General features: G+C 71.6%; 23 protein-coding genes and 4 pseudogenes. 16 read left to right on the plus strand and 11 right to left on the minus strand.

The genetic code is table 11. The features are described from left to right. Nucleotides 1-4 precede the first annotated feature (4 nt). The gene (locus tag VXC91_RS10720; RefSeq protein WP_329506876.1) at nt 5-1,402 is read right to left on the minus strand and encodes a DUF6421 family protein; all 1,398 of its coding nucleotides are present in this window, start codon (nt 1,400-1,402) and stop codon (nt 5-7) included. Nucleotides 1,403-1,902: 500 nt separating this feature from the next. Between VXC91_RS10720 and VXC91_RS10725 the strand changes: the two genes are divergently transcribed. Then, complete coding sequence (locus tag VXC91_RS10725; protein WP_329506877.1) at nt 1,903-2,586, plus strand: glycerophosphodiester phosphodiesterase; 684 nt, start codon at nt 1,903-1,905, stop codon at nt 2,584-2,586. 45 nt (nt 2,587-2,631) lie between these two features. Here the strand turns inward: VXC91_RS10725 and VXC91_RS10730 are convergent, their stop codons facing one another. Next, a complete protein-coding gene (locus VXC91_RS10730; protein ID WP_329506878.1) occupies nt 2,632-3,180 on the minus strand; it encodes a GNAT family N-acetyltransferase in 549 nt (182 codons plus the stop codon). Nucleotides 3,181-3,252: 72 nt separating this feature from the next. Here VXC91_RS10730 and VXC91_RS10735 point away from each other — a divergent pair, with 72 nt between their 5' ends. Together VXC91_RS10735 and VXC91_RS10740 are read left to right on the plus strand one after the other, a co-directional pair. Continuing rightward, nucleotides 3,253-3,645, plus strand: a complete 393-nt coding sequence (locus tag VXC91_RS10735; RefSeq protein ID WP_329506879.1) for a VOC family protein — start codon at nt 3,253-3,255, stop codon at nt 3,643-3,645. A 61-nt stretch (nt 3,646-3,706) separates the two neighbouring features. Then, nucleotides 3,707-4,471 (plus strand): VOC family protein, encoded by a 765-nt coding sequence (locus tag VXC91_RS10740; protein WP_329506880.1) that lies wholly within the window; start codon nt 3,707-3,709, stop codon nt 4,469-4,471. A 51-nt stretch (nt 4,472-4,522) separates the two neighbouring features. On the opposite strand, the pseudogene VXC91_RS10745 reads toward VXC91_RS10740, so the two are convergent. Next, nucleotides 4,523-4,852: pseudogene (locus VXC91_RS10745) on the minus strand (MarR family transcriptional regulator); the annotation flags it as partial. A gap of 104 nt (nt 4,853-4,956) precedes the next feature. Between VXC91_RS10745 and VXC91_RS10750 the strand changes: the two are divergent. The 4 genes from VXC91_RS10750 to VXC91_RS10765 all read left to right on the plus strand — a co-directional run bounded on the left by VXC91_RS10750 (nt 4,957) and on the right by VXC91_RS10765 (nt 8,107). Continuing rightward, nucleotides 4,957-5,511: a DUF5134 domain-containing protein gene (locus VXC91_RS10750; RefSeq protein ID WP_329506881.1), complete on the plus strand. Its 555-nt coding sequence runs from the start codon at nt 4,957-4,959 to the stop codon at nt 5,509-5,511. 164 nt (nt 5,512-5,675) lie between these two features. Next, on the plus strand, nt 5,676-6,611 hold the full coding sequence (locus VXC91_RS10755; protein ID WP_329506882.1) for a M56 family metallopeptidase: 936 nt from the start codon (nt 5,676-5,678) through the stop codon (nt 6,609-6,611). Between the two features lie 48 nt (nt 6,612-6,659). Then, complete coding sequence (locus VXC91_RS10760; protein WP_329506883.1) at nt 6,660-7,376, plus strand: phosphatase PAP2 family protein; 717 nt, start codon at nt 6,660-6,662, stop codon at nt 7,374-7,376. 32 nt (nt 7,377-7,408) lie between these two features. Continuing rightward, nucleotides 7,409-8,107, plus strand: a complete 699-nt coding sequence (locus tag VXC91_RS10765; protein WP_329506884.1) for an HAD family hydrolase — start codon at nt 7,409-7,411, stop codon at nt 8,105-8,107. An 18-nt stretch (nt 8,108-8,125) separates the two neighbouring features. On the opposite strand, the gene VXC91_RS10770 is transcribed toward VXC91_RS10765, so the two are convergent. Together VXC91_RS10770 and VXC91_RS10775 are read right to left on the minus strand one after the other, a co-directional pair. Beyond that, complete coding sequence (locus tag VXC91_RS10770) at nt 8,126-8,371, minus strand: DUF2630 family protein (RefSeq protein ID WP_329506885.1); 246 nt, start codon at nt 8,369-8,371, stop codon at nt 8,126-8,128. A gap of 44 nt (nt 8,372-8,415) precedes the next feature. Then, the gene (locus tag VXC91_RS10775) at nt 8,416-9,039 is read right to left on the minus strand and encodes a TetR/AcrR family transcriptional regulator (protein WP_329506886.1); all 624 of its coding nucleotides are present in this window, start codon (nt 9,037-9,039) and stop codon (nt 8,416-8,418) included. Between the two features lie 73 nt (nt 9,040-9,112). On the opposite strand from VXC91_RS10775, the gene VXC91_RS10780 reads away from it, so the two are divergent. Then, entirely contained in the window at nt 9,113-9,805 is a 693-nt protein-coding gene (locus VXC91_RS10780; RefSeq protein WP_329506887.1) for an NAD(P)-dependent oxidoreductase, read from the plus strand. A gap of 130 nt (nt 9,806-9,935) precedes the next feature. After that, nucleotides 9,936-10,619, plus strand: a complete 684-nt coding sequence (locus tag VXC91_RS10785; RefSeq protein WP_329506888.1) for a TetR/AcrR family transcriptional regulator — start codon at nt 9,936-9,938, stop codon at nt 10,617-10,619. 46 nt (nt 10,620-10,665) lie between these two features. Here the strand turns inward: VXC91_RS10785 and VXC91_RS10790 are convergent, their stop codons facing one another. After that, complete coding sequence (locus VXC91_RS10790) at nt 10,666-11,184, minus strand: DUF6214 family protein (RefSeq protein WP_408057364.1); 519 nt, start codon at nt 11,182-11,184, stop codon at nt 10,666-10,668. A 168-nt stretch (nt 11,185-11,352) separates the two neighbouring features. Between VXC91_RS10790 and VXC91_RS10795 the strand changes: the two genes are divergently transcribed. Further along, complete coding sequence (locus VXC91_RS10795; protein WP_329506889.1) at nt 11,353-12,696, plus strand: FAD-dependent oxidoreductase; 1,344 nt, start codon at nt 11,353-11,355, stop codon at nt 12,694-12,696. A gap of 734 nt (nt 12,697-13,430) precedes the next feature. Here the strand turns inward: VXC91_RS10795 and VXC91_RS10800 are convergent. Beyond that, a complete protein-coding gene (locus VXC91_RS10800) occupies nt 13,431-14,012 on the minus strand; it encodes an Rv1733c family protein (protein WP_425578496.1) in 582 nt (193 codons plus the stop codon). Nucleotides 14,013-14,314: 302 nt separating this feature from the next. Between VXC91_RS10800 and VXC91_RS10805 the strand changes: the two genes are divergently transcribed. The 3 genes from VXC91_RS10805 to VXC91_RS10815 all read left to right on the plus strand — a co-directional run bounded on the left by VXC91_RS10805 (nt 14,315) and on the right by VXC91_RS10815 (nt 17,782). Further along, the gene (locus VXC91_RS10805) at nt 14,315-15,400 is read left to right on the plus strand and encodes a WD40/YVTN/BNR-like repeat-containing protein (RefSeq protein WP_329506891.1); all 1,086 of its coding nucleotides are present in this window, start codon (nt 14,315-14,317) and stop codon (nt 15,398-15,400) included. 178 nt (nt 15,401-15,578) lie between these two features. Then, on the plus strand, nt 15,579-16,256 hold the full coding sequence (locus VXC91_RS10810) for a uracil-DNA glycosylase (RefSeq protein WP_329506892.1): 678 nt from the start codon (nt 15,579-15,581) through the stop codon (nt 16,254-16,256). Between the two features lie 602 nt (nt 16,257-16,858). Continuing rightward, nucleotides 16,859-17,782 (plus strand): sirohydrochlorin chelatase, encoded by a 924-nt coding sequence (locus VXC91_RS10815; RefSeq protein WP_329506893.1) that lies wholly within the window; start codon nt 16,859-16,861, stop codon nt 17,780-17,782. Nucleotides 17,783-17,945: 163 nt separating this feature from the next. Here VXC91_RS10815 and VXC91_RS10820 read toward each other — a convergent pair whose 3' ends face one another. Beyond that, a complete protein-coding gene (locus VXC91_RS10820; protein WP_329506894.1) occupies nt 17,946-18,968 on the minus strand; it encodes a lactonase family protein in 1,023 nt (340 codons plus the stop codon). Nucleotides 18,969-19,070: 102 nt separating this feature from the next. Continuing rightward, nucleotides 19,071-19,381 (minus strand): annotated as a pseudogene (locus tag VXC91_RS10825) (FUSC family protein); the annotation flags it as partial. A 20-nt stretch (nt 19,382-19,401) separates the two neighbouring features. Here VXC91_RS10825 and VXC91_RS10830 point away from each other — a divergent pair. Together VXC91_RS10830 and VXC91_RS10835 are read left to right on the plus strand one after the other, a co-directional pair. Next, nucleotides 19,402-19,521 (plus strand): annotated as a pseudogene (locus VXC91_RS10830) (Lrp/AsnC family transcriptional regulator); the annotation flags it as partial. Between the two features lie 67 nt (nt 19,522-19,588). Continuing rightward, nucleotides 19,589-20,287, plus strand: coding sequence for an HAD family hydrolase (locus VXC91_RS10835; protein ID WP_329506895.1), 699 nt, complete (start codon nt 19,589-19,591; stop codon nt 20,285-20,287). A 62-nt stretch (nt 20,288-20,349) separates the two neighbouring features. Here VXC91_RS10835 and VXC91_RS10840 read toward each other — a convergent pair whose 3' ends face one another. Further along, nucleotides 20,350-21,114, minus strand: coding sequence for a LysR family substrate-binding domain-containing protein (locus tag VXC91_RS10840; protein ID WP_329506896.1), 765 nt, complete (start codon nt 21,112-21,114; stop codon nt 20,350-20,352). 58 nt (nt 21,115-21,172) lie between these two features. Here VXC91_RS10840 and VXC91_RS10845 point away from each other — a divergent pair, with 58 nt between their 5' ends. Beyond that, nucleotides 21,173-21,586 (plus strand): DUF5997 family protein, encoded by a 414-nt coding sequence (locus VXC91_RS10845; protein WP_329506897.1) that lies wholly within the window; start codon nt 21,173-21,175, stop codon nt 21,584-21,586. A gap of 29 nt (nt 21,587-21,615) precedes the next feature. Here the strand turns inward: VXC91_RS10845 and VXC91_RS10850 are convergent. Further along, nucleotides 21,616-21,741: pseudogene (locus VXC91_RS10850) on the minus strand (DUF6479 family protein); the annotation flags it as partial. Between the last annotated feature and the right edge of the window lie 314 nt (nt 21,742-22,055).

Raw genomic sequence — 22,055 nt, forward strand, 5'->3', positions numbered from 1 at the left:
GCGCTCACGCGGCTGCCTGCTCGGCGGTGTCCGCGATGATGCCCTTGGTGGAGGCGATCACGTTCTTCAGCTTCTTCTGGAGCGCCTCATAGAACATGCTCAGCGGAAACTCGTCCGGAAGCACGTCGTCCACGAGCTTACGCGGCGGCAGCGTCAGGTCCAGGGCGTCCGGGCCCTTGGCCCAGCGGGACGCCGGGTGCGGGGCGAGATAGGTGGAGACCAGCTCGTACGCCTTGAGCCAGTGCACGAGCTTGGGGCGGTCGATGCCCTCCCGGTACAGAGTCTCGATCTCGCCGCACAGCTCGTTGGTGATCCGCGGAGCGCGCTGCCAGTCGATGAAGAGCTTGTTGTCGGTCCAGCGGACGACGTCGTGCCTGTGCAGGTAGGCGAAGAGCAGCTGGCCGCCGAGGCCGTCGTAGTTGCGCACGCGCTCGCCGGTGACCGGGAAGCGGAACATGCGGTCGAAGAGCACCGCGTACTGCACGTCACGGCCCTGCGGGAAGCCGTCGGCCTCCAGCTTGACCGCCTCCTTGAAGGCGGTGAGGTCGCAGCGCAGCTCCTCGAGGCCGTACATCCAGAACGGCTGGCGCTGCTTGATCATGAACGGGTCGAACGGCAGGTCGCCATGGCTGTGCGTACGGTCGTGCACCATGTCCCACAGCACGAACGCCTGCTGGCAACGGTCCTGGTCGTGCACCATCGCCGCGATGTCCTCGGGCAGCTCGAGGCCCAGAATGTCCACAGCCGCCGCAGTGACCCGGCGGAAGCGCGCGGCCTCGCGGTCGCAGAAGATGCCGCCCCACGAGAAGCGCTCGGGCGCCTCGCGCACGGCGATGGTCTCGGGGAAGAGGACAGCCGAGTTGGTGTCGTAGCCCGCCGTGAAGTCCTCGAAGGTGATGCCGCAGAACAGCGGGTTGTCGTAGCGAGTGGCCTCCAGATCGGCGAGCCAGTCCGGCCAGACCATGCGCAGCACGACTGCTTCCAGGTTGCGGTCCGGGTTGCCGTTCTGTGTGTACATCGGGAAGACGACCAGGTGCTGAAGGCCGTCCCGGCGGTCCCGGGCGGGCTGGAAGGCCAGCAGCGAGTCCAGGAAGTCGGGCACCGGGAAGCCTTCTTCGGCCCACCGGCGCAGGTCCTTCACGAGCGCCTCGTGGTAGGCGGAGTCGTGCGGCAGCAGCGGGGAGAGCTCCGCGACGGCGTCCGCCACGCGGCCCACGGCGCGCTCGGCCTCCGTGACGGTCGGCGCGTCGTCCGCCGCGAAGTCGATCGAGCCGTCCTTGGACTGCCATGGCCGGATCTGCTCCACGGCGCCCTTGAGCACGGGCCAAGCCGGGTGATCCACAACCCTGCTCACCGGAGCGACCCGCTCCTCGTGACCCACCTGCACAAGAATTTCCGTCATGACCCGACCTCCACGGGAGAACCTCGCGTAAGGACACCGTATGCATACAAGCTTTCTTCCAGCAACTAGACGATCGGGAAATTATTCTGCCTTCCCCCGCCTTCACCGCTCTTTTTCCTGTCGGCCATCATGGAGGCGGTGAGTTCGGCCATGCCCCACCGGGCCGCCCGACCGCGGCGGGGAACGCCTCCCGGGCGCCCCGCGGACCACCCGTTCCCGGTGGCGAGGGGCCGACGGGGATCGCCGAGCGACAGGGAAGGGACGGGCGACGATCGGCCATGCGCGGGGGACGCGCATGCGTCAACATCCGCGTGACGCGCCCACCCAGGAGTGACACGCGGCCGGGAGTTCGCTCAGGATTCACGCCGTGCCCGGCACCCATCGACCCGCGTACGAGCGGGTTCAGCACGGAGCCGTACCACTAGGCTGCGGCCGTGCCGCGCCGGTCACGGGAACGCCGCGCGGCAGCCGAGCCGCCGTCGACGGAAGCGAGTTGAACCTTGAACTTCCTCACCATCGGTCATCGCGGAGTCATGGGCGTCGAGCCCGAGAACACCCTCAGGTCGTTCCTCGCCGCCGAGCGCGCAGGCCTCGACCTGATCGAACTCGATCTGCATCTGAGCAAGGACGGCGCCCTCGTGGTCATGCACGACGCCGAAGTGGACCGCACCACCGACGGCACGGGGCCGATCGCCGAGAAGACCCTCGCCGAACTGCGCGCACTGGACGCTGGTCGCGGGGAACGCGTCCCCGTCTTCGAGGAAGTCCTCGACGCGGTCAAGACGCCGCTCCAGGCGGAGATCAAGGACGTGGCGGCGGCGCGGGCACTGGCCGAGGTGATGCACCGCCGGGACCTGGTCGACCGGGTCGAGGTGTCGTCGTTCCACGACGAGGCGGTCGCGGAGATCGCCCGGCTCGTACCCGGCGTGCGCACCGCGCTGATCGCCGACCGTTACGGTACCGACGTCGTGGAGCGCGCCGTCGAGGCCGGCGCCGCCACGGTCTGCCTCGACATCCGCCGCCTGACCCTGGAGGTCGTCGAACACGCACGCAAGGCCGACCTCAAGATCATCGGCTGGGTCGTGAACACGCTCGACCACCTTCGGCTGGTCCGCGCCCTGGAACTGGACGGCGCGACGACCGATTACCCGGAGATCAAGCGCACCGGCCGGTTCACCGCGTGAACATCACCGGTCGGCCGGGCCACGTTCCGAACGCCGCTCCCGGAGTCAGACCAGCGGCTTGACCAACAGTTCGAACTGCAGGTCGTCGCGCTGCGGGATACCGAAGCGCTCATCGCCGTACGGGAAGGGACTCATCTGTCGCGTACGGCGGTACCCGCGCCGCTCGTACCAGGCGATGAGATCCTCCCGGACGGAGATCACGGTCATCTGCATCTGCGCGACGCCCCAGTCCGCCCGGGCCGTGCGCTCGGCCTCGGCGATGACCGCCTTGCCCAGACCCGCGCCCTGGATCGTGGGGCTGACCGCGAACATGCCGAAGTAGGCGCTGTCGCCACGGTGTTCGAGCTGGCAGCAGGCGACGACCGTACCGTCGCGCTCGACGGTGAGCAGCCGGCTGTCGGGCGACTTGACGACCTCGAGCACGCCTTCGGGGTCGGTGCGCTGCCCTTCCAGGATGTCGGCCTCCGTGGTCCAGCCGGCCCGGCTGGAGTCACCGCGGTAGGCCGACTCGATCAGTGCGACCAGCGCGTCGACGTCCGCCTCGGTGGCGTCGCGGTAGGTCAGGCCGGTCGTGGCGAGGGCGACGCTGTCCATGGGCTGTCTCTCCGATTCCGTGGCGCGGCGTGGGCACCGACGAGGGTAACCCTCCCGCTACGCTCGGGATGCATGGTCCACGTTCTGAGCAGTCGCATCCTCCTGCGCCCCACCGATCCGGACCGCTCCCGCGCCTTCTACGGCGAGAAACTCGGACTTCCGGTCTACCGGGAGTTCGGCACGGGACCGGAGCGCGGGGTGGTGTACTTCCTCGGCGGAGGCTTCCTGGAGGTGGCGGGACGTGGTGAGGTCTCTCCCTCCCCCGCGCTGAAACTCTGGCTGCAGGTGCCGGACGTGGCCGCCGCGCACCGGGAGCTGGCCGAGGCCGGTGTCGGCATCGTCCGGCCGCCCGTCAAGGAGCCGTGGGGCCTGGTCGAGATGTGGATCGAGGACCCCGACGGCACGGAGATCGTGCTCGTGGAGATCCCGGCCGACCATCCCCTGCGGTACCGCCCGGGGCTCTGATGCCGTCCGGCACGGTGCGGGCATAGCCTGCTGGGGGACACTCGCGAGCCGGGAGGCGGCCATGAAGCTCGAGAAACCGGTGACCGGCGGGCCGTGCTGGACGGAGCTCGGCACCAGCGACCTGGAGGCGGCCAAGCGGTTCTACGCGGACCTGTTCGGCTGGCGCCCGGAGACCGATCCCCGCCAGGAGGCCGGCGGATACACGCTCGCGTGTCTCGGCGACGCTCCGGTCGCCGCCCTTTCGCCGCTGTACCAGGAGTCGCAGCCGGTCGCCTGGAACGTGTCGTTCGCGGTGGCCGACGCGGACGTGGCGGCCGAGGCGGTGCGGGCGGCCGGCGGCACGTTGGTCCTCGGTCCGATGGACGTGTTCGACGCGGGCCGCTTCGCGGTGGCGTTCGACCCGGGCGGCGCGGCCTTCCAGATGTGGCAGCCGCGCGTGTTCCCCGGCGCGGGTCTGTTCAACGCGCCGGGCTCGCTCGGCTGGGTCGAACTGCTCACGCGGGAGCCGGAAAGGGTCACCGACTTCTACACGACCGTCTTCGGCTGGACGGTGAACGCCTCCGAGGACTACACGCAGTGGGGGATCGACGGCGCCGACTTCGGCGGCATGCCGACGACGGGCGACCGTTTCCCGCCCGGGGTGCCGCCGCACTGGCTGCCGTACTTCGCTGTCGAGGACGTGGACGCCGCGACGTCCGCCGCGACGCGGGCGGGCGCGAGCGTCCTGACGGAGCCGGCATCGGTCCCGGACGGCCCACGCATCGCGGTCCTCAAGGACCCGCAGGGCGCGGCGTTCGGCATCCACACGGCGGGTCAGGAGGGCTGACCGCGCGACGGCGCACCGGCCGGCTGCGGTCTCGAGGTCACCGAGGCGGGATCAGGCGCGCGACGCGCCGAGTCTGCCCTCCAACTGGACCAGCAGTTCACCGAGCAGCGCGGCCAGTTCGCGCTGTCCGTCGTCGTCGAGGCCGGGCAGGACGGCCGTCTCGTAGGACAGTTGTTCGGGCAGGATGCCGTCGACGAGGTCGCGGCCGGTGTCGGTGAGGCGGACGTGGGCGACACGGCGGTCCCGGTCGTCGCCACGGCGTTCGACCAGGCCGCGTTCGGTCAGCTGCTTGAGGCGCTTGGTCACGGCGGCCCCGGAGGAGAAGGTCTCGCGGGCGAGCTCACCCGGCGTCAGCTCGTGCCCCGTGCGGCGCAGTGTGCCACGGTTCCTGCGCTCCCCCTCGTACCCCTGTGCGCTCGCTTGCGCACCGTCGGTGACGGGAATGCCCCCTGCGACCGTCCGAGAGGTCGAGCGGGAGGTGCGCCGTGCACGGACCGGCTTCGCCCGGCTGGCTGCTCGTCGCACTGTGCGCGGCGACCGGGGCCTACTGTCTGCTGCGTATGCGCAGTGCCGTCGAGGAGCAGCGCCGGGCCGCGGGCGGCGAGGCGCTGATGGGGTTCGGGATGGCGGTGATGGCGGTGCCCGCGGTGGTCGTCACTCCGCCGCGCTGGGCCTGGATCGTCTATGTGGTGGTCTTCGGCGGCGCGGCCGTGCGGGCGCTGTGGACGGTCCGCAGGAACGCCCACCATCTGCATCATCTGGTGGGGACGTTCGCCATGGTCTACATGGCGGCCGCAATGGCCACAGCTCCCGGGCACCACGTTCACGCCGGTCACGGCGGCATCGCACCGCTCACCGGCGTGCTCCTGTTCTATTTCGCGGGGTACGTGCTGTGGTCCGGGATGCGGCTGGTGCCGGTCACCGCGGTGGCCACCGCCGGGGGCGCGCGCTCCGTCGGCTGGGGCGACCGGCCGGAGTTGGCGCGCGCGTGCCGTCTGTCCATGGCCCTGGCCATGGTGGCGATGCTCCTCACCCTCTGACCCACGGCACACACGCATGCTCCGGCACCGGACGCACCCCACCGGGGCAGTACCGCCGCCGAGGCATACCGGCGTTCGGCCGGCCCGCGGCAAACCGTGGCGTACGTCACTTTGCCGCGACAGTACGTATCCCGTCGTGACACCCGGCTCATAGGCTTCGCCCCATGATGGTCCCCGCGGCACTGCTGCTGCTCGGCGCCCTGACCGCCGTTCTTGCTCCGCGGCTGCTCGCCCGGGCGGACTGGCCGGACCGAGAACCGGTGGTCGCCCTGTGGGTGTGGCAGTGCGTGGTGGCGGCGGTGCTGGTGTGCTGCGCACTGTCGATGACGCTGAGCGCGGCCGCCGCCTGGACGGCCGTGCGGGGCCATGTGTTCGCCCCGGCGCCGCACGCGGTCGTGGATGCCTACGCGCTGGGCACCGGGAGCGCGTGGGCGGCCACCACCGCCGTGGCCCTGGCCTGCGGCGGGGCGTGGACCGCGGCCATGCTGGTCCGGGAGATCGCCCGCGCGCGGGCGCGACGTCGACAGAGCCGGGCCGAACTGCTGGTCCGGGCACCGCTGTTGCCCGGCGAGGAACCCGACAGCGACCGGCTGGTGGTCCTCGAGGGAGAACGCCCGGACGCCCGGTGGCTGCCCGGGGCCACGCCCAGACTGGTCGTCACCACGGCCGCGTTGCGCCGGCTGAAGGGCAAGCAACTGGACGCCGTGCTCGCTCACGAACAGGGGCACGCGCGGGCCCGGCACGACTGGCTGCTGCACTCATCGGCCGCGCTGGCCAACGGGTTTCCCCAGGTGCCGGTCTTCGCCGCGTTCCGCGACGAGATGCACCGGCTGGTCGAACTCGCCGCCGACGACATGGCCTCCCGCCGCCACGGCCGACTCACGACCGCTCTCGCGCTGGTGGAACTCAATGAGGACCGGGGTGTGTTCGGGCCGTGCCCGACCCCCCAGGCCCATGTGCCGCACCGAGTCCACCGCCTCCTCACTCCCCCGGACCGGCTGCCGCCCGCCCACCGGCTGCGGCTGACGGCGACCGCGGCGCTCGTCCCCGTGATCCCGGTGCTGGTGGCCTTCGTACCGGGGCTGCGGGCACTGGGATAGCCGTTGCGCGGTTGACCCGGCACCCCACACTTCGGCGAGGATCACGGTATGCACCTTGCGCCCGTCAAGTCGCCGGCCCACCGGTCGAGCCCACGGGCCGCAGCACTCTCCGCTGCGGCCCTGGCCGTCACGTCGCTGACGCTTCTGCTGCTGGTCGCCCTCTCCTGGCAACCGCTGATGGCGCTGGACGACGGCACCACGCGCACCATGCAGCGCTGGGCGGTCGGCCACCGCGGGACCACCCATGCCTTCCGCATCCTGACGGACTGGGTCTGGGGCCCGGCGACCATGCGCATCCTGTGCGCCGCCGCGGTCCTCTGGCTGCTGTGGCGGCGCCGGGCCTGGCAGCTCGCCCTGTGGGTGGCCATGGCCTGTGCGCTGGGCGCGCTCGTGCAGAACTCCCTCAAGGCGCTGGTGGGCCGGGCGCGCCCCGTGTGGCCCGACCCTGTGGACTCCGCCCACGGATCGGCCTTTCCGTCCGGTCATGCGATGACGGCGACGGTGGTGTGCGGCCTGCTGCTGTGGATCCTGCACCGGTGCGGCGCGCGAGGCGTGCCGTGGCATACGGCGTGGGCGGCCGCGGTGGTCTCCGTCGTGGGAGTGGGGCTGACCCGGGTCTGGCTGGGCGTGCACTGGCCGTCGGACGTGGCCGGCGGCTGGCTGCTCGGGGCTCTGCTGGTCGTGATCGCGGTGGCGTCGTACGAGCGGTGGGGCGCGTATGAGGAAGATCCTGAAGAGCCTGTGCCACGGACGGGCCGGGCTTGACCGTGCAGGGCTCGTCGCGAAAGATCGCACCCATGGCGATCAAAGGTGTGCTCTTCGATTTCTCCGGCACCCTCTTCCGCATCGAGTCGACGGAGTCGTGGCTGCGCGCGGTGCTGGCCGAAGCCGATGTGACGCTTTCCGAGGCGGAGCTCGTGCGCACGGCCGAGCAGTTGGAGGCGGCGGGCGCGCTGGCCGGAGGCGCCCTCCCCGAGGATCCTCTGCCGGACGACCTCGCCGCGCTCTGGGCCGTCCGGGACTGCAGTGCCGAGGCGCACCGGGCGGCCTACACCGCCCTCTCCCGCCGGGTGCCGCTGCCGGCCGCGAGGCTGCACGACGCGCTGTACGACCGCCATATGACGCCTGCGGCCTGGCGGCCCTACCCCGACACGGCCGAGGTGCTGGGCGCACTGCGCGAGCGCGGGGTGGCAGTCGGCGTGGTCAGCAACATCGGCTGGGACCTGCGGCCGGTCTTCCGCGCGCACGGCGTCGACCCGTACGTGGACGCATACGTGCTGTCGTACGAACACGGCGTGCAGAAGCCCGACACCCGTCTGTTCGCCATGGCCTGCGACGCACTCGGCGTCGCTCCGCAGGACACGCTCATGGTCGGCGACAGCCGCCCCGCGGACGGTGGCGCGGCGGACCTGGGCTGCGCGGTGCACTTCGTCGACCACCGCCCGGTGGCCGAACGACCGGACGCGCTCCGTCCGGTGCTCGGCCTGATCGGCTGAGGCGGGGCGCCTGCCTCCTCAGCCCTCGTAACCCTCGACCTGCGACGCCGGCCGGACGCGAGCGTCGTCCGGGTTCTCGCCGAACTCGGCCTTCGCGCGGCGCTGGCGCAGCAGGTCCCAGCACTGGTCCAGCGCGCGTTCGAGCTCGGCGAGCCGTTCGTGCTCGGTCACGCTGTCGATCCGGCCGGACGACACCGCTTCACGCAGGCCGCGCTCCTCGTCCACCATCGCCGTGATCCTGGCCAGGATCTGCTCTTCAACCATGTGCGTTACGCCTCCTCGGGACTCGTGCCCACTGTAGGGACGGTTCAGTGGCTCTGCGACACCTGGGTCGACGGCCTCGGCGCGCGCGGACGGCCGTGCAGGGCGGCGCGCAGCGGTGGTCCCAGGATCCGCCGGACGTCCGCTGCGTCCAGCGCGGCGACGGGGCCCAGCGGATTCAGATAGCGCGTGAAGATCAGACCACCGATCACCGCGACCGCGGCCGTGGCACGTTCTTCGGCACCCCGGCCGCCGAGATGATCGGCGATCCGGCCGAGGACCTCGCGCTCGAGGAACTCGCGGAACACCCGCATCACGTCCTCGTCCCGCAGTGCCGTTCCGTCCACCGTCGAGAACCCGGCGCCGGACGGGTCCTCCCACAGTGCGGTGACGGCGTCCAGAAGACGGTCGGCAAGTCCCGCCGGATCGCCGTTCAGGGCATCGACGATCGCGTGCGACCGGCCGCAGCGCAAATTCATCGACTCACCGAACAGACCCTGCTTCGAACCGAAGTGGTAACCGATGAGCGCCACATCGACATCGGCCTCGGCGGCGACCGCGCGCAGCGTCGTGCCCTGGTAGCCGCGCTCCAGGAACAGGTGCCGGGCGGCGTGGGCGATGCGGGCCTTCGTGGCGGGGCGGCCCGGTGGACGGCCGCGCGTTTTATTCATCAGCGTTGAATATTCCGGTCTCCGAGCGCGAGTGTCAAGGCACGAACGGACCATCGGCGCGAGGAGACACGTCATGCACATCATCGTTTTCGGAGCGGGCGGACCCACCGGGCATGAACTGGTGGCCCAGGCGCTGGCGGACGGCAACGAGGTGACGGCGGTGACCCGCCGACCGCACCTGACGGCCCCACACGCGGGCCTGACCGTGGCCGACGCCGATGCCACCGACCCGGACGCGGTCGACGCCGTGCTCGAGGGCGCCGACGCGGTGCTCTCCGCGCTGGGGGTCCGGCCGGGCCGGGCACCGGTGACGCTCTATTCGAGGGCGGCGCGCACCATCACCGACGCGATGGGGCGCCACGGTGTGAAGCGGTTGGTCGCGATCAGTTCCAGTGTCCTGGACCCGGCCTGGCGGCCAAGTGGAGCCTTCTTCTTCAACCATGTGCTGGACCCCTATGTGAACCGGGTGATCGCCCGAACCGCGCACGACGACATGCGCCGCATGGAGGCCGTGCTGCGGCAGAGCCCGCTGGACTGGACGGTCGCCCGCCCGTCCGGACTCTTCGACCATCCGGAGCCGACCCGCTACGTGGTCGCGCAGGACAGTGCGGACGGCGTGTTCACGGCGCGAGCCGACCTCGCGGCGGCCATGCTGCGCGAAGCGGTGGACGGGCGGTTCGTGCGCGGGGCGATGGGTGTCGTCACGAGGGACGTGAAGCCGAGCGTGCCGCGGATGATCTGGCGCGAGGCCATACGCAAGCGGTGACATCGGCGCCGCCCTGGACCATCCCCCGCGTGGCCCAGGGCGGACGCCATTCCCGGACCCACCCGACGGGAACGGGTCACGGACGCGCTGAGTATAGTTGGCTGACAGCCAGTCAACGCAGGAGTCCAGGATGTCGCCGCGCAGCGCCTCGGTCAATGAAGAATTGCGGAGACGTTCCCGCGAGCGGCTTCTGCAGGCCGCGATCGAACTGGTCGGCGAGCGTGGCTACGACGCAACGACCCTGGGCGACATCGCCGACCGTGCGGGTTCCGCACGGGGGCTGGTGTCGTACTACTTTCCGGGCAAGCGACAACTCCTGCAGTCGGCCGTACACCGGGTGATGCACCGCACCCTGGAGGAGGGGCTGGAGCGCGAGCCGCACACCGAGGACGGCCGCGAGAGGATGGCGCGGGCCATCGACGCGATCCTCGGCCTCACCGTGCACCACCCTGTGCTGATGCGCCAGCACATGGCGGCGATTCTGCACGCCGAGGGGTTCGTGCAGTGCCCCGAGCAGCAGCGGTTGGCGGAGTTGCTGCGGGACACCGTCACCCGGCACGGCTCGAAGGACACCGACGCCGACTATCCGATGCTGCGTGCACTGCTGATGGGCGCGGTCTACGCGGCGCTGGTGCCGGGGGTTCCCATGTCGCTGCCGGTACTGCGGGCTGAGTTGTTCCAACGGTACGGCCTCGACTGGGAGATGGGCGCACCACCGGATCCCGAAGGGCCTGACGAGCCGTACGACACCGATCTGTCGAGGTTCTTCGCAACGGAGAGCCGCCACCCGGAGAAGAACGACCGCTCGAAGTAACAGACCGGGCATGAACGTTCCTTTACACCGACGGGCAAGGTGCTCCTCAGTAGCGTGCATGACGCGGCGTCAGGAACCCGGCGTCCCGCGCCCCGGCGATCAGCTTGAGGGATCTGCGGCGACTGCGCCCCGTCGCGCGCATCACCGCGCACACCGGGTCGACGCCCTCCCGTTGGGCAGCCAGGTATTCCTCGGCGACGAGGCGCAACCCGTCGATGCCGCGCGGCGCCGCGGCCCGGTCGCAGCACTGCGGTGACTCGGCGGGTTCGTCCGCCTGGTCGGGCACGATGCCGCAGGCCTGCAGCAGCGGCTCCTCGATCCAGTCGACGACCGCCGCCAGATCGTCGAGCGTCAGCGGCGGCTGGGCCCGCACCTCTTCGATCCCCACACGCCCGCCGGCCGCCACGGCGAGCACGTCGACCATCCCACCGTCGGGCAGGTCGAGCCGCACGGCGAACCACGTCGTGACGTTTCCGTGCTCCCGCACTTCCCACGCGGGCCATACGGACACCGCCCCATCCGATCGGAAGTGATCGGAAAATTCCTGAAAGGACACTTCGAGCACACAACGCAACGTAAGCGCGTCATCACATACGATGCGAAAGCCACGCACGGCAGGAGCGCGCACCGTACCCCGTCGGCCCAGCGCAGCACCTGCTCGCCCTCTCCCCTCGTGCCGTGCGCGGTGCCATGCTGGAGCCACCAGCGATCTCCTCAGCGAGGGAGTTCCGCCGTGCTGCATATCGCCGTCGTCGGCTCCGGGCCGAGCGGGGTCTACACCGCCCAGGGCCTTGTCCAGCAGGACCCACAAGTGCGCGTCGACGTCCTGGACCGGCTGCCGTGCCCGTACGGTCTCGTGCGGTACGGGGTGGCACCGGACCACGAGAAGATCAAGTCGCTGCAGAACAACCTGCGCACGGTCATGGAGCACGAACGGGTCAGATTCCTCGGCGGCGTCCAGGTCGGAGCGGGCGGGATCCCTCCGGCACAGCTGCGCGAGCTGTACCACGCGGTGGTCTACTGCATCGGCGCCGCGACCGACCGGCATCTCGGCATCCCGGGTGAGGAACTCCCCGGCAGCTGGTCGGCGACCGACTTCGTGTCCTGGTACAGCGCGCACCCGGACTCCGTCGCGGACGGTTTCGTGCTCGGGGCACGCACGGCGGTGGTCATCGGCGTCGGGAACGTCGCGGTCGACGTGACCCGGATGCTGGCCCGGGGAGTGGCGGAGCTGAGCCCCACCGACATGCCGCAGGCGGCGCTGGCCGCACTGGGCGACAGCAAGGTGGCCGAGGTCCACATGGTCGGGCGGCGCGGCCCCTCGCAGGCCCGCTTCACCACCAAGGAACTGCGTGAACTCGGCTCCCTGCCCGACACCGAGGTGGTCGTGGACGAGGCCGAGCTGGCGATCGACCCGGCATACGTCGACCCCACCGAGCTGCCGGCCGCCCAGCGCCGCAATGTCGAGGTGCTGCGCGGCTGGGCCGCCGCACCGCCACGGGGCGCGCCGCGCCGGATCCGGCTGCGCTTCTTCCTGCGCCCGGTCGAACTGCTTGCCGACGGCGGCCGGGTGGGCGCCGTGCGCTTCGAGCGGACGGCACCCGACGGGCACGGGGGCGTCACGGGCAGCGGGCGGTACGAGGACATCGAGGCCCAGCTGGTGCTGCGCTCGGTCGGCTACCGCGGCGTGCCGCTGGAGGGACTGCCATTCGAGACGGCGACAGGCACAGTGCCGCATCGGGCGGGACGCGTGCTACGTGACGGGGCGGTCTCCCCGGGCGAGTACGTGGCCGGATGGATCAAGCGGGGCCCGACGGGCGTCATCGGAACCAACCGGCCGTGCGCGAAGGAGACGGTGACATCGCTGCTCGAGGACCTCCCCGGTCTCATCGGGCGGGAGGTTCCCGAGGACGCCCTGCCGGCCCTGAAGGCGCAGGGGCTCGCCCCCGTCGAATGGACGGGGTGGCTGGCGATCGAGCGGGCCGAGGCGGAGCTGGGGGCGTCGCTGGGCCGCTCGGTGGTGAAGCTCCCGGACTGGCAGTCGCTCATGGCCGCAGCGCGCGCAGACGCGCGCTGAAGAGGCGATACACAACGGCAACCACCGCGACATCAGCGGCCTGTTCAAGCGGCCTACGGTCTCGCCCCGACAAGCGCCGGGAAGAGATCTGGATGTGCGGTCGGCGCACGCCCCCCTCGCTGCCCGGCACGCGGCCGCACCTTCGCGGCGGGCCTGCCGCCCAGGTGAGGGCCGTGCGCCTTTGCCCGGGTGCGTCGGCGCCGCACCGGAGCGTCCGAGCTGCGAGGCGCACTCCGCGCCACGTATGAGCGCGCGTGCAGGAGCTTGCCCTTGCCGCTCCGTTCCCCAGCACCATTGCCGCCCACGAGCCTGCGAACAGGGTTCCAGGCTCAGGTCACACTGGCGGATCCCCGGCACCTGCCGCAGCGGAACGCGCTCATTGAGTCGGCCGTACGTGCCCTGGACGCCCTCGCGGCACCCGAGGCGACACCCGTACAGCGCGGACTGCTGGACGGAGAGTGCTCGGTGGCGGCGGCCGCTGCACTGTGGTCGGCCGAAGGGGACGCGGAAGCCGTACTGTCCGTGCTGGGCGGGGAGTTGGCCGCACCGCGCCGGCATCGAGCACGGTCCGGCGGATACGGCAGCCATGACGTTCTGGAGAACGAACGGCTGCTGGGCGCCTGCCGCGAGGCACGCTGCGTGCCGGTACGACCCGCAGCGCAAGGGGCGGGCCCCGTCCGGCCCGGGATCCTCCGATTCCGTGCACCGGCGGCGGCCTCGCCCCGGCGGCCGGATCAGCCCGTCTTCCGCCCCCATGTCGACCCGAACCGCGCCCAGGCCTCGTCCCACTGCGCCATGCGCCGCCGTTCCAGACGATCGCGGGCGATGCGCCCGCCCAGCAAGGGGACCGCCGCCATGCCGGCGCCCGTCATCACGCCGACCATGGCCGCACGCAGATGCGCCTCGGACGCCGTAGATGGCTGTGTCACCAACGTGCCGTCCCAGTCCGTCCACAGGGTGACGGCGGTACCCGTCGGGCTTCCGGCGGCCGCGCGCGCCTGGCCGGCATGGGACACACCGTCCGTTCCCGTCCAGCGCACGTTCGCCCACACCCGTCCCGCCCCGGACCCGCTCGCGGGGGTCGCCCCAGGCGCGTCCTGGGTGAGCAGAGCCACGACCGGGCGCCACTCGGCCCGTTCCCGGGCCAGACCGCCCTCCACCGAGTGTGTCGCCGCAAGCCCCGTCAGCACTCCCCCGACAACGGTCCCCAACCATGCGGCCGACACGATCCAGGCCTCCAGCACATCGCTGCGGCGCCGCAGCGGATTGCGCCGCCACCGCCACAACCACACCCCCGGACCGCCAAACGCCGTCATCGATCGCAGCCGCCTCATCGATGGCATCCTCCTCACGCACGCACGGACACCCCCGATCGCCCTCCCATACGCGTGCGGGGCCCCCGGTGCTCAGCCGACGTCCGCCGCCACACAGCGTGTCGGCGGTCCGCGACACCCGGTACCGGAACGCGGCGGTCGGCCGCGCGCCCCGGGCACAAGTCGCTCCGCGTCTCGGCAACACGGCTGCTGACCTGCGAAGACAAGCGGTCCCGGGGTGACTGTCACTGCCGGGGTGCAGACTGGCCCGTGTCTGGAACACCGGCGTTTCGGAGGTGGTCGGCATGGCCGACGTAGTACTCACCGTGGGCACACGCAAGGGACTCTTCATCGGGCGACGACGGGGCGGCGCCTGGGAGTTCGACGAGAGTCCGTACTTCAATGCACAAGCCGTCTATTCGGTCGCCATCGACACCCGGGGCAACGCCCCGCGGCTGCTGGCCGGAGGGGACAGCTCCCACTGGGGACCGTCCGTCTTCCACTCCGACGACCTGGGCCGCACCTGGACCGAGCCGACGCAGCCCGCCATCAAGTTCCCCAAGGACACCGGCGCTTCGCTGGAGCGGGTCTGGCAGCTGCACCCGGCGGCCGCCGAGCCGGACGTGGTGTATGCGGGCACCGAACCGGCCGCGCTGTACCGCTCCGAGGACCGGGGCGAGAGCTTCGCCCTGGTGCGCCCCCTGTGGGAGCACCCGACGCGCGACAAATGGGTGCCGGGCGGCGGCGGCGAGGGCCTGCACACCGTGGTCACCGACCGGCGGGACCCGAAGGCGCTGACGGTCGCCGTGTCGACGGCCGGGGTGTTCCGCAGCCGGGACGGGGGCGCGAGCTGGAAGCCGTCCAACTCCGGTGTCTCCGCGGCGTTCCTGCCCGACCCGAATCCGGAGTTCGGCCAGTGCGTGCACAAGGTCGCACAGGACGCCGTGACCCCGGACCGGTTGTATCTGCAGAACCACTGGGGGGTGTACAGAAGCGACGACGGGGGTGCGCACTGGAAGGACATCGGCGCGGGCCTGCCGTCGACGTTCGGGTTCGCCGCGGCCGCCCATCCGCACCGCGCCGACACGGCGTACGTCTTTCCCATCAACGCCGACGCGGACCGCGTCCCGGCCGGGCGCCGGTGCCGGGTCTTCCGCACGACGGACGCGGGCAAGAACTGGGAACCGCTGTCCGCGGGACTGCCGGACAACGACCACTACGGCACGGTGCTGCGCGACGCCCTGTGCACGGACGACGCGGACCCGGCGGGCATCTACTTCGGCAATCGCAACGGTGAGTTGTACGCGTCGGCCGACGACGGGGACACCTGGCAGCAGTTGGCGTCGCACCTGCCGGATGTGCTGTGTGTACGGGCGGCGGTGATCGCCTGATCCGACGGCGGCTACGCGGACGACCTCCGTAGGCGGGAACACGGCCCGGTCCGAGAGGGAACGACACATGGTCATGAACGTCCGTGTCGGCTCCCGTTCGTCGACCACGCGGTCATTCCCGGTCGCCCTCGGGCCACCGGTTGATCGCGGCCGTGTGCCCGGCAGTAGGGTGACACCCGTGGCACCACGACCGTTGAATGAGATCGTCGAACCCGGCTGGGCAAAGGCCCTCGAGCCCGTCGCCGGACGGGTCGCAGAGATGGGGGACTTCCTCCGCGCGGAGATCGCCGCTGGGCGCACCTACCTCCCTGCGGGTCCCCATGTCCTGCGCGCCTTTCAGCAGCCCTTCGACGAGGTCCGCGTCCTGATCGTCGGACAGGATCCGTATCCCACACCAGGGCACGCGGTGGGCCTGTCGTTCTCGGTCGCTCCGGAGGTGCGGCCGCTGCCGGGCAGCCTGATCAACATCTTCCGGGAGCTGAACACCGACCTGGGCCTGCCCCAGCCGTCCAACGGCGATCTCACGCCGTGGACCCAGCAGGGCGTGCTGTTGCTCAACAGGGCGCTCACCACGGCCCCGCGCAATCCCACGGCGCACCGGGGCAAGGGCTGGGAGGAGGTCACCGAGCAGGCGATTCGAGCGCTGGCCGCGCGCGGAAAGCCGCTGGTGTCCATCCTGTGGGGGCGTGACGCGCGCGATCTGCGACCGCTGCTGGGCGGTCTGCCGTCGATCGAGTCGGCGCACCCGTCCCCGAGGTCGGCGGACCGGGGCTTCTTCGGTTCACGCCCGTTCAGCCGGGCCAACGACCTGCTGATCCGGCAGGGCGGGCAGCCGGTGGACTGGCGCCTGCCGTGACGCCTTCGGGCCCCGTGGACGACCCGGCGGTCGGCGCACGGGCCCGGCACCGAAGGGCACCCTCGCTGCAGGCGCCGAAGGGTGAGACGTGTGCGTCGCCCTGGCGTCACATGGCGGACCGGCCACGGCTGCCACAGCTCCGCTCGTCTCGCGGGAGCCGGACCGTACCCGTCCACGCGGCAGCACCGCCGGGCATCTGCCGGAGCAACTCCCGTCGGCGCCAAGGCGGTTGAGGATCACTTCCGACGGCACCGAGGTGGAGACCGGCACGATCGGGGCGGTCGGTCCGGCCCCCGGACGATCCGGCCTCGTCCCGGCGGAAGGCGACCCGCTCCACGGGGTGGCGTAGGGATCGCACGCGCACCCATGCACAACGGACTCGAACTTCCGTACGACGAATGACCACTTTCCGTCGCTACCGACAACCATGGCTGATTGCCCTTGCCCGGGCAGGGAAGTTGTACCGGATGCAAGGAGGAGAAGTCACGCCGTATCGATCACTACTCATCCGTACGTAACTCATCAGACAAAAGCGGACGGAAACCGCTCACCTGCACCCTCCCCGAACAGGGGAGCCCACAAAGTGAGTAGCATGCGGCGCCATGAGCTCCCCCACTGGCCCCGCATCCGGCCTGCCTGTACGAATGCCGCGACCCCGCCAGCCGGGTCGGCACCGCCGCCCGGAACCGCTGGCGGCTCCCGAGGGCGCGCCCGCGCTCGTCCTCGCGGTGCCCGGCACGCCCAGCGCCGCCACGCGCAGCCTCGCCGAGGAGGTCGTGAGCATCGCGCGTTCCGAGCTGCCCGGTCTCGACGCCCGCATCGGCTACCTGGACGGGGACGACTCCGAGTTCCCCACGCTGCAGTCCGTCCTCACGCAGACCGCGGAGGAGCGCACCGCTCGTTACCAGCAGGCCGTCGCCGCCGGCGTGGAGACCAAGGAGCCCGACGGCCCCGTCGCCGTGGTGGTGCCGCTGCTGGCCGGCCCGGACAGCGCGCTGCTGCGCCAAGTGCGCCAAGCCGTCATGGACAGCCGCGTCGCGGCCGACCTGACTGATGCCCTCGGCCCGCACCCGCTGCTCGCAGAAGCGCTGCATGTGCGCCTGTCGGAGGCGGGCCTGGCCCGTGCCGACCGCGCCCGTCTGTTCACCGTGGCGACCGCCGCCGACGGCATCATCCTCGCCTCCGTCGGCGGCGACGAGGCCGTGCAGGCGGCCGGGATCACGGGCATGCTGCTGGCCGCACGGCTCGCGGTGCCGGTGATGGCGGCGGCGCTGGACGAGGAGGGCTCGATCGCGGCCGTCGCCGAGCAGTTGCGCTCCTCCGGCTCGCAGCAGCTGGCGCTGGCGCCGTACCTCATCGGACCGGAGCTCGAGCCCGGACTGCTGGACGCGGCGGCCACGGAGGCGGGCTGCGCCGTTGCCGAGGCGCTCGGCGCCTACCCGGCGATCGGCAAGCTGGCGCTCTCCAAGTACACGGCGGCACTGGGCATCGCCCCGCAGCAGCCGCAGGGTGCGCCGGTCCGCTGAGCCCGCTCGGACCGTATCCGCAGCACGCGAAAGGGCCCGCCCCCTTGAGGAAGCGGGCCCTTCACCCTGCCGGGGCCGGGACCTGCGCAGGCCCCGTACGGTCGCTGAGCACCCGACCGCCGTCGACGCCCCGTCCGGCTCCGGGCCGGCCGGGCCGCCCCGCTCAGCCGAAGACGACACAGGAAGCCGCCGGCGCCTCCATCGAGCCCCGCCTCCGTGGCACCCCCGACACGGGATCCACGGCGAACCAGCTCACGTCCCCGGACCGCTCGTTGGCGACGTACAGGAAACCCTCCGACAGGGCGATCGCACGCGGCCAGACACCCCCGCACGGCACCGTGGTCGCGCGACCGACTCCGTCGTCCTCGACGGCGAGCACGGACAGCACGTCCTGCCCACGCGTCGCGGTCCACACAAAGCGTCCGTCGGGCGAGACGACGATCCCCGACGGGTAGGCGTCACCGGCGACCTCGTCCGGGAGCACCGGCGCCTCGGCGACCGGTTCGAGCCTTCCGGCTTCGGCGTCCCAGCGGCATACGGTGACGGCGGGCGTCAGCTCGTTGAGGACGTACACGCGTCTGCCGTCCGGATGGAAGGCCAGGTGGCGCGGTCCGGACCCGGGACGCAGCGCGGTCTCGTGATGCAGCGTGAGGGCGCCGTCGTGCAGCACGCACACACGCACGGAGTCCGTACCGAGGTCGACACTGACGATCCACCGGCCGCTCGGGTCGGGCTGCACCTGATGGGCGTGCGGCGAGAGCTGCCGGTCCGCGACCGGCCCCGAGCCCTCATGCCGAAGCACGGCGGCGGCACCCTCCACGAGAGTGCCGTCGCCGCGCAACGGCAGGGCGGTGACGCTGCCCGAACCGTAGTTGGCGGTCAGGACGTGTCCGGCGTGCAGACTCAGATGCGTGGGCTCGCTGCCGCCGACGGGGACGGGTGGACCGGTGAGCCGGGGCCTGTCGCCGTCCAGGCGGTACACGGCCACCGCCCCGTCGGCCGTCTCGCTGACGGCGTACAGCCGGGTGCCCGACAGTGCGAGGTACGAGGGGTCGGGCACCCCGTCCACGGCACTCACGACGCTGAGCGCCCCGCTGTCCGGATCCACGGTCGCCGTGAGGACACCACGCCCTCCCGCCGCCGTGAACGAGCCTATGTAGGCCCGCCGCCGCCCTCCGCCCGCCACTGCCGTCCCCTCTCGCCGACGCTCTGCGGGAGAAGGTAGCAGTAGGTCTAGACCAATGGGGAGCAGTGAGCGCGAGAAGCGCCGTGCGCCGCACGGTCGATGTCAGGCCTGCACCAGAGACGATCCCCGCAGCGGAGCGGCCAGGGCCACGAGGGCGCGTTCCGGATCGTGCAGGTGGCTGAGAGCCTGTTCGGCGCCCGGATGATGGCCGGGACGCTCCTGGAGGACGCGAGAGCGCGCTCGGGAACGGCGCCGAGCAGCGCTTCCACCGCCGTCTCGACACGTCGGCACGCGGCCGTGAGCCGTGCGTCGTGCCAGGCGTCCAAATCTGCGGCGACGGCGACGAGGCCGCGCGCCCGCCGGGCGCACTCGTCGAGCAGGCCGAGCACCTGACGAGCTCGCGCCTTGCGCGCACCGGGCTCAGCGCGTGCAGGAGGACGTCATCCAGAAGCTGATCAGTCTGCCCGGGGTCGTCCGCACCCGCACGGCGGTGGCACGGCGCGAGCGGGTTACGCACCGGGAGCTGCCATCGGTGGAGTCGATCGGCCCGTGATCTCCCGGCACCGGGAGCGGTGCGCCCGCCGCGGAGCCCGGATGGGCGCCTTGGCATCCTGGGCCCCATGGTCCTTCCCGGCGCGACCGCGGTCGTCTTCGATCTCGACGGAACGCTCGTCGACAGCGAGCCCAACTATTTCGAGGCGGCACGGCGACTTCTCGCCGACCGCGGCGTCCCCGGCTTCACCTGGGCGGATCACGAGCGGTACGTCGGCATCAGCACACAGGAGACGCTGGCGCTGTTCCAGGAGCGCTACGGCCTCGGTGCCCCGCTGGACGAACTGCTGGCGGAGACGAACCGCCGCTATCTGGAACTCGCCCGCGCCTCCACCCTCGTCTACCCGGAGATGCGGGTGTTCGTGGAACTGCTGGCCGGCGAGGGCGTCCCGATGGCCGTGGCCTCGGGCTCGTCATCGGAGGCCATCGAGGCGATCCTGTCGGGCACCGGCCTGGATTCCCGCTTCACCACGTATGTCTCGGCCGACGAGGTCGCACGCGGCAAGCCTGCCCCGGATGTCTTCCTCGAAGCCGCCCGCCGCCTCGGAGCGGCTCCCGCCGACTGCGTGGTCCTGGAGGACGCCGCGCCCGGCGTCGCCGCCGCACACGCCGCCGGAATGCGGTGCATCGCCGTCCCGTACGTCGCGGCGCGGGCAGACGACCCGGCGTTCGCCGAGGCGGGGCTGCTGCTGCGCGGCGGCCAGGCGGAGTTCACGGCGCGGACGGCGTACGACTGGATCATGGGCTCTGCCCCGACCCCCTCATAGCCGCGCCGCCGCTCGCGTTCGTGCCGCGGACGTCGTGCCTCTGCCGCTTCGAGTCCGACACCCTAGGAGCGGCGACGGGGCTTGCCGTGTCTGGAACCCTTCGGGCCGCCGGCACCGCTGCGCGGGGCACGGCCCGTGGACTTCCTCGCCGGCGGGTTCTTCCGTGCCGCGACCGCGTCGGGCTTCTTGTCCTTCTTCGACTGCGCCTCGGGGACGGCGCGCCCCCGCGTGCTGTTGACCGTCCGCCCCCGGACGATTCCGATGAAGTCCTCCACCAGATCGGTGGTCGCGTCCTCGGGCCAGGACAGCACGACGCCGGACTGAGGGGCGTCCACGACCGGTCGATAGGTGAGGTCGCGGCGGTGGTACAGCCGCGCCAGCGACTGAGGGACGAGGAGGAGACCCACGCCGGCCGCGACAAGTTCGATGGCGTCCGCCGTGGTGGCGGGCCGCTCGAATGCGGGCTCCCCTGGCACCTTCTCCCAGCCCAGGACGTCGTCGAGAGGATGGAAGACGACTTCGTCGGCGAGATCGGCGACGGACACCTCGTCGGCCGCGGTGATCAGGTGGTCCTTGGGGACGACGACCACGGTCGTCTCGGTGTAGAGGGGGATGGCGCTGAAGGCCGTACGGTCCACCGGCAGCCGTACGAGCCCGGCGTCCGCTTCGCCGCGACGCAACACATCGGATGCTTCGCCGGCCGGCACCTGGACCAGAGTCAGGGGGACATCGGGCAGGCGCTCGTTCCAGATCCGCGCCCACTTCGCGGGCGTCACCCCGGGGACGTACGCGAGCCGGAACGAAGGGGATGCTTCCGAGCCTGTCACCCCGCCAGGTTACCGGGTGTGGTCGGACGTCTCGTGCGCGGCCGATAGTCTGGACAGCATGAAGTCGCACCAGACCGCCCAGACGATGAAGCCCGCGACCGCGGCGAAGAAGCTGGGTGTGTACCTGCCCGCCACCCCCGCCGCGTTCCAGGAGGGTGTCGTCTCGCGCCAGGAGCTGGACGAGCTCCAGGCCGATCCGCCCATGTGGCTGCAGGAACTGCGACGCAACGGTCCGCACCCCCGCCCGGTTGTCGCGGCGAAGCTTGGCGTGTCCATATCGGGCCTCGCGCGCGGCGGGGTCACGGAGCCTCTCACGACCGAGCAGATCGAGGCCCTGAAGCAGGACCGGCCCGAGTGGCTGGAGAAGGAGCGCGCCACCCAGGCCGAGGTCCGCAAGGAAGCGGCGCGCATCAAGCAACGGAACGCCGAACGCGCCGAATCGGCCGAACAGCCGGGTCGGCGGCGCTCCTGAGAGGGCCGCGACGGTCCCTGTTCGCGTTGTCGCACGCTGATGCCGAACCGGATCGCCCGGACCAGGGCACCCGCGATGACGAGGCCACCCATGAAGGCACCGGCCACCGCCCACGCGGTGTCCGAAGCGGCGACGTCCGGGTACGTCGTCAGCATGTGCGCCACGTACCCCTGCCTGGGTGAAGCACACACCGCTGCCGTTGCGCCCGGTCCCGCTGGATGCCCCCGGCTCGGCCCACCACGGTGAACAGCGCCATGGCGGGCGTGGCGCGGGCGCGTGCGACGGGCCGCCAACGATAGCGTCGCGACGGACGGTCACGATCAGGACCGGCGAGCACACCGCAGGCCGCCACGGGCCCGGGCCCCATGGATTCCTTCTTCGTCCCGACCGGTTTCCGCCGGCGCGGCCTCGGCACTCGCGATGCGCTCGTGTGCCACCCGGCCATATGCGCGGGCGTGGCGCCGCGGGG

The sequence above is a fragment of the Streptomyces chiangmaiensis genome, from assembly GCF_036281785.1.
Lineage (GTDB): Bacteria > Actinomycetota > Actinomycetes > Streptomycetales > Streptomycetaceae > Streptomyces > Streptomyces chiangmaiensis.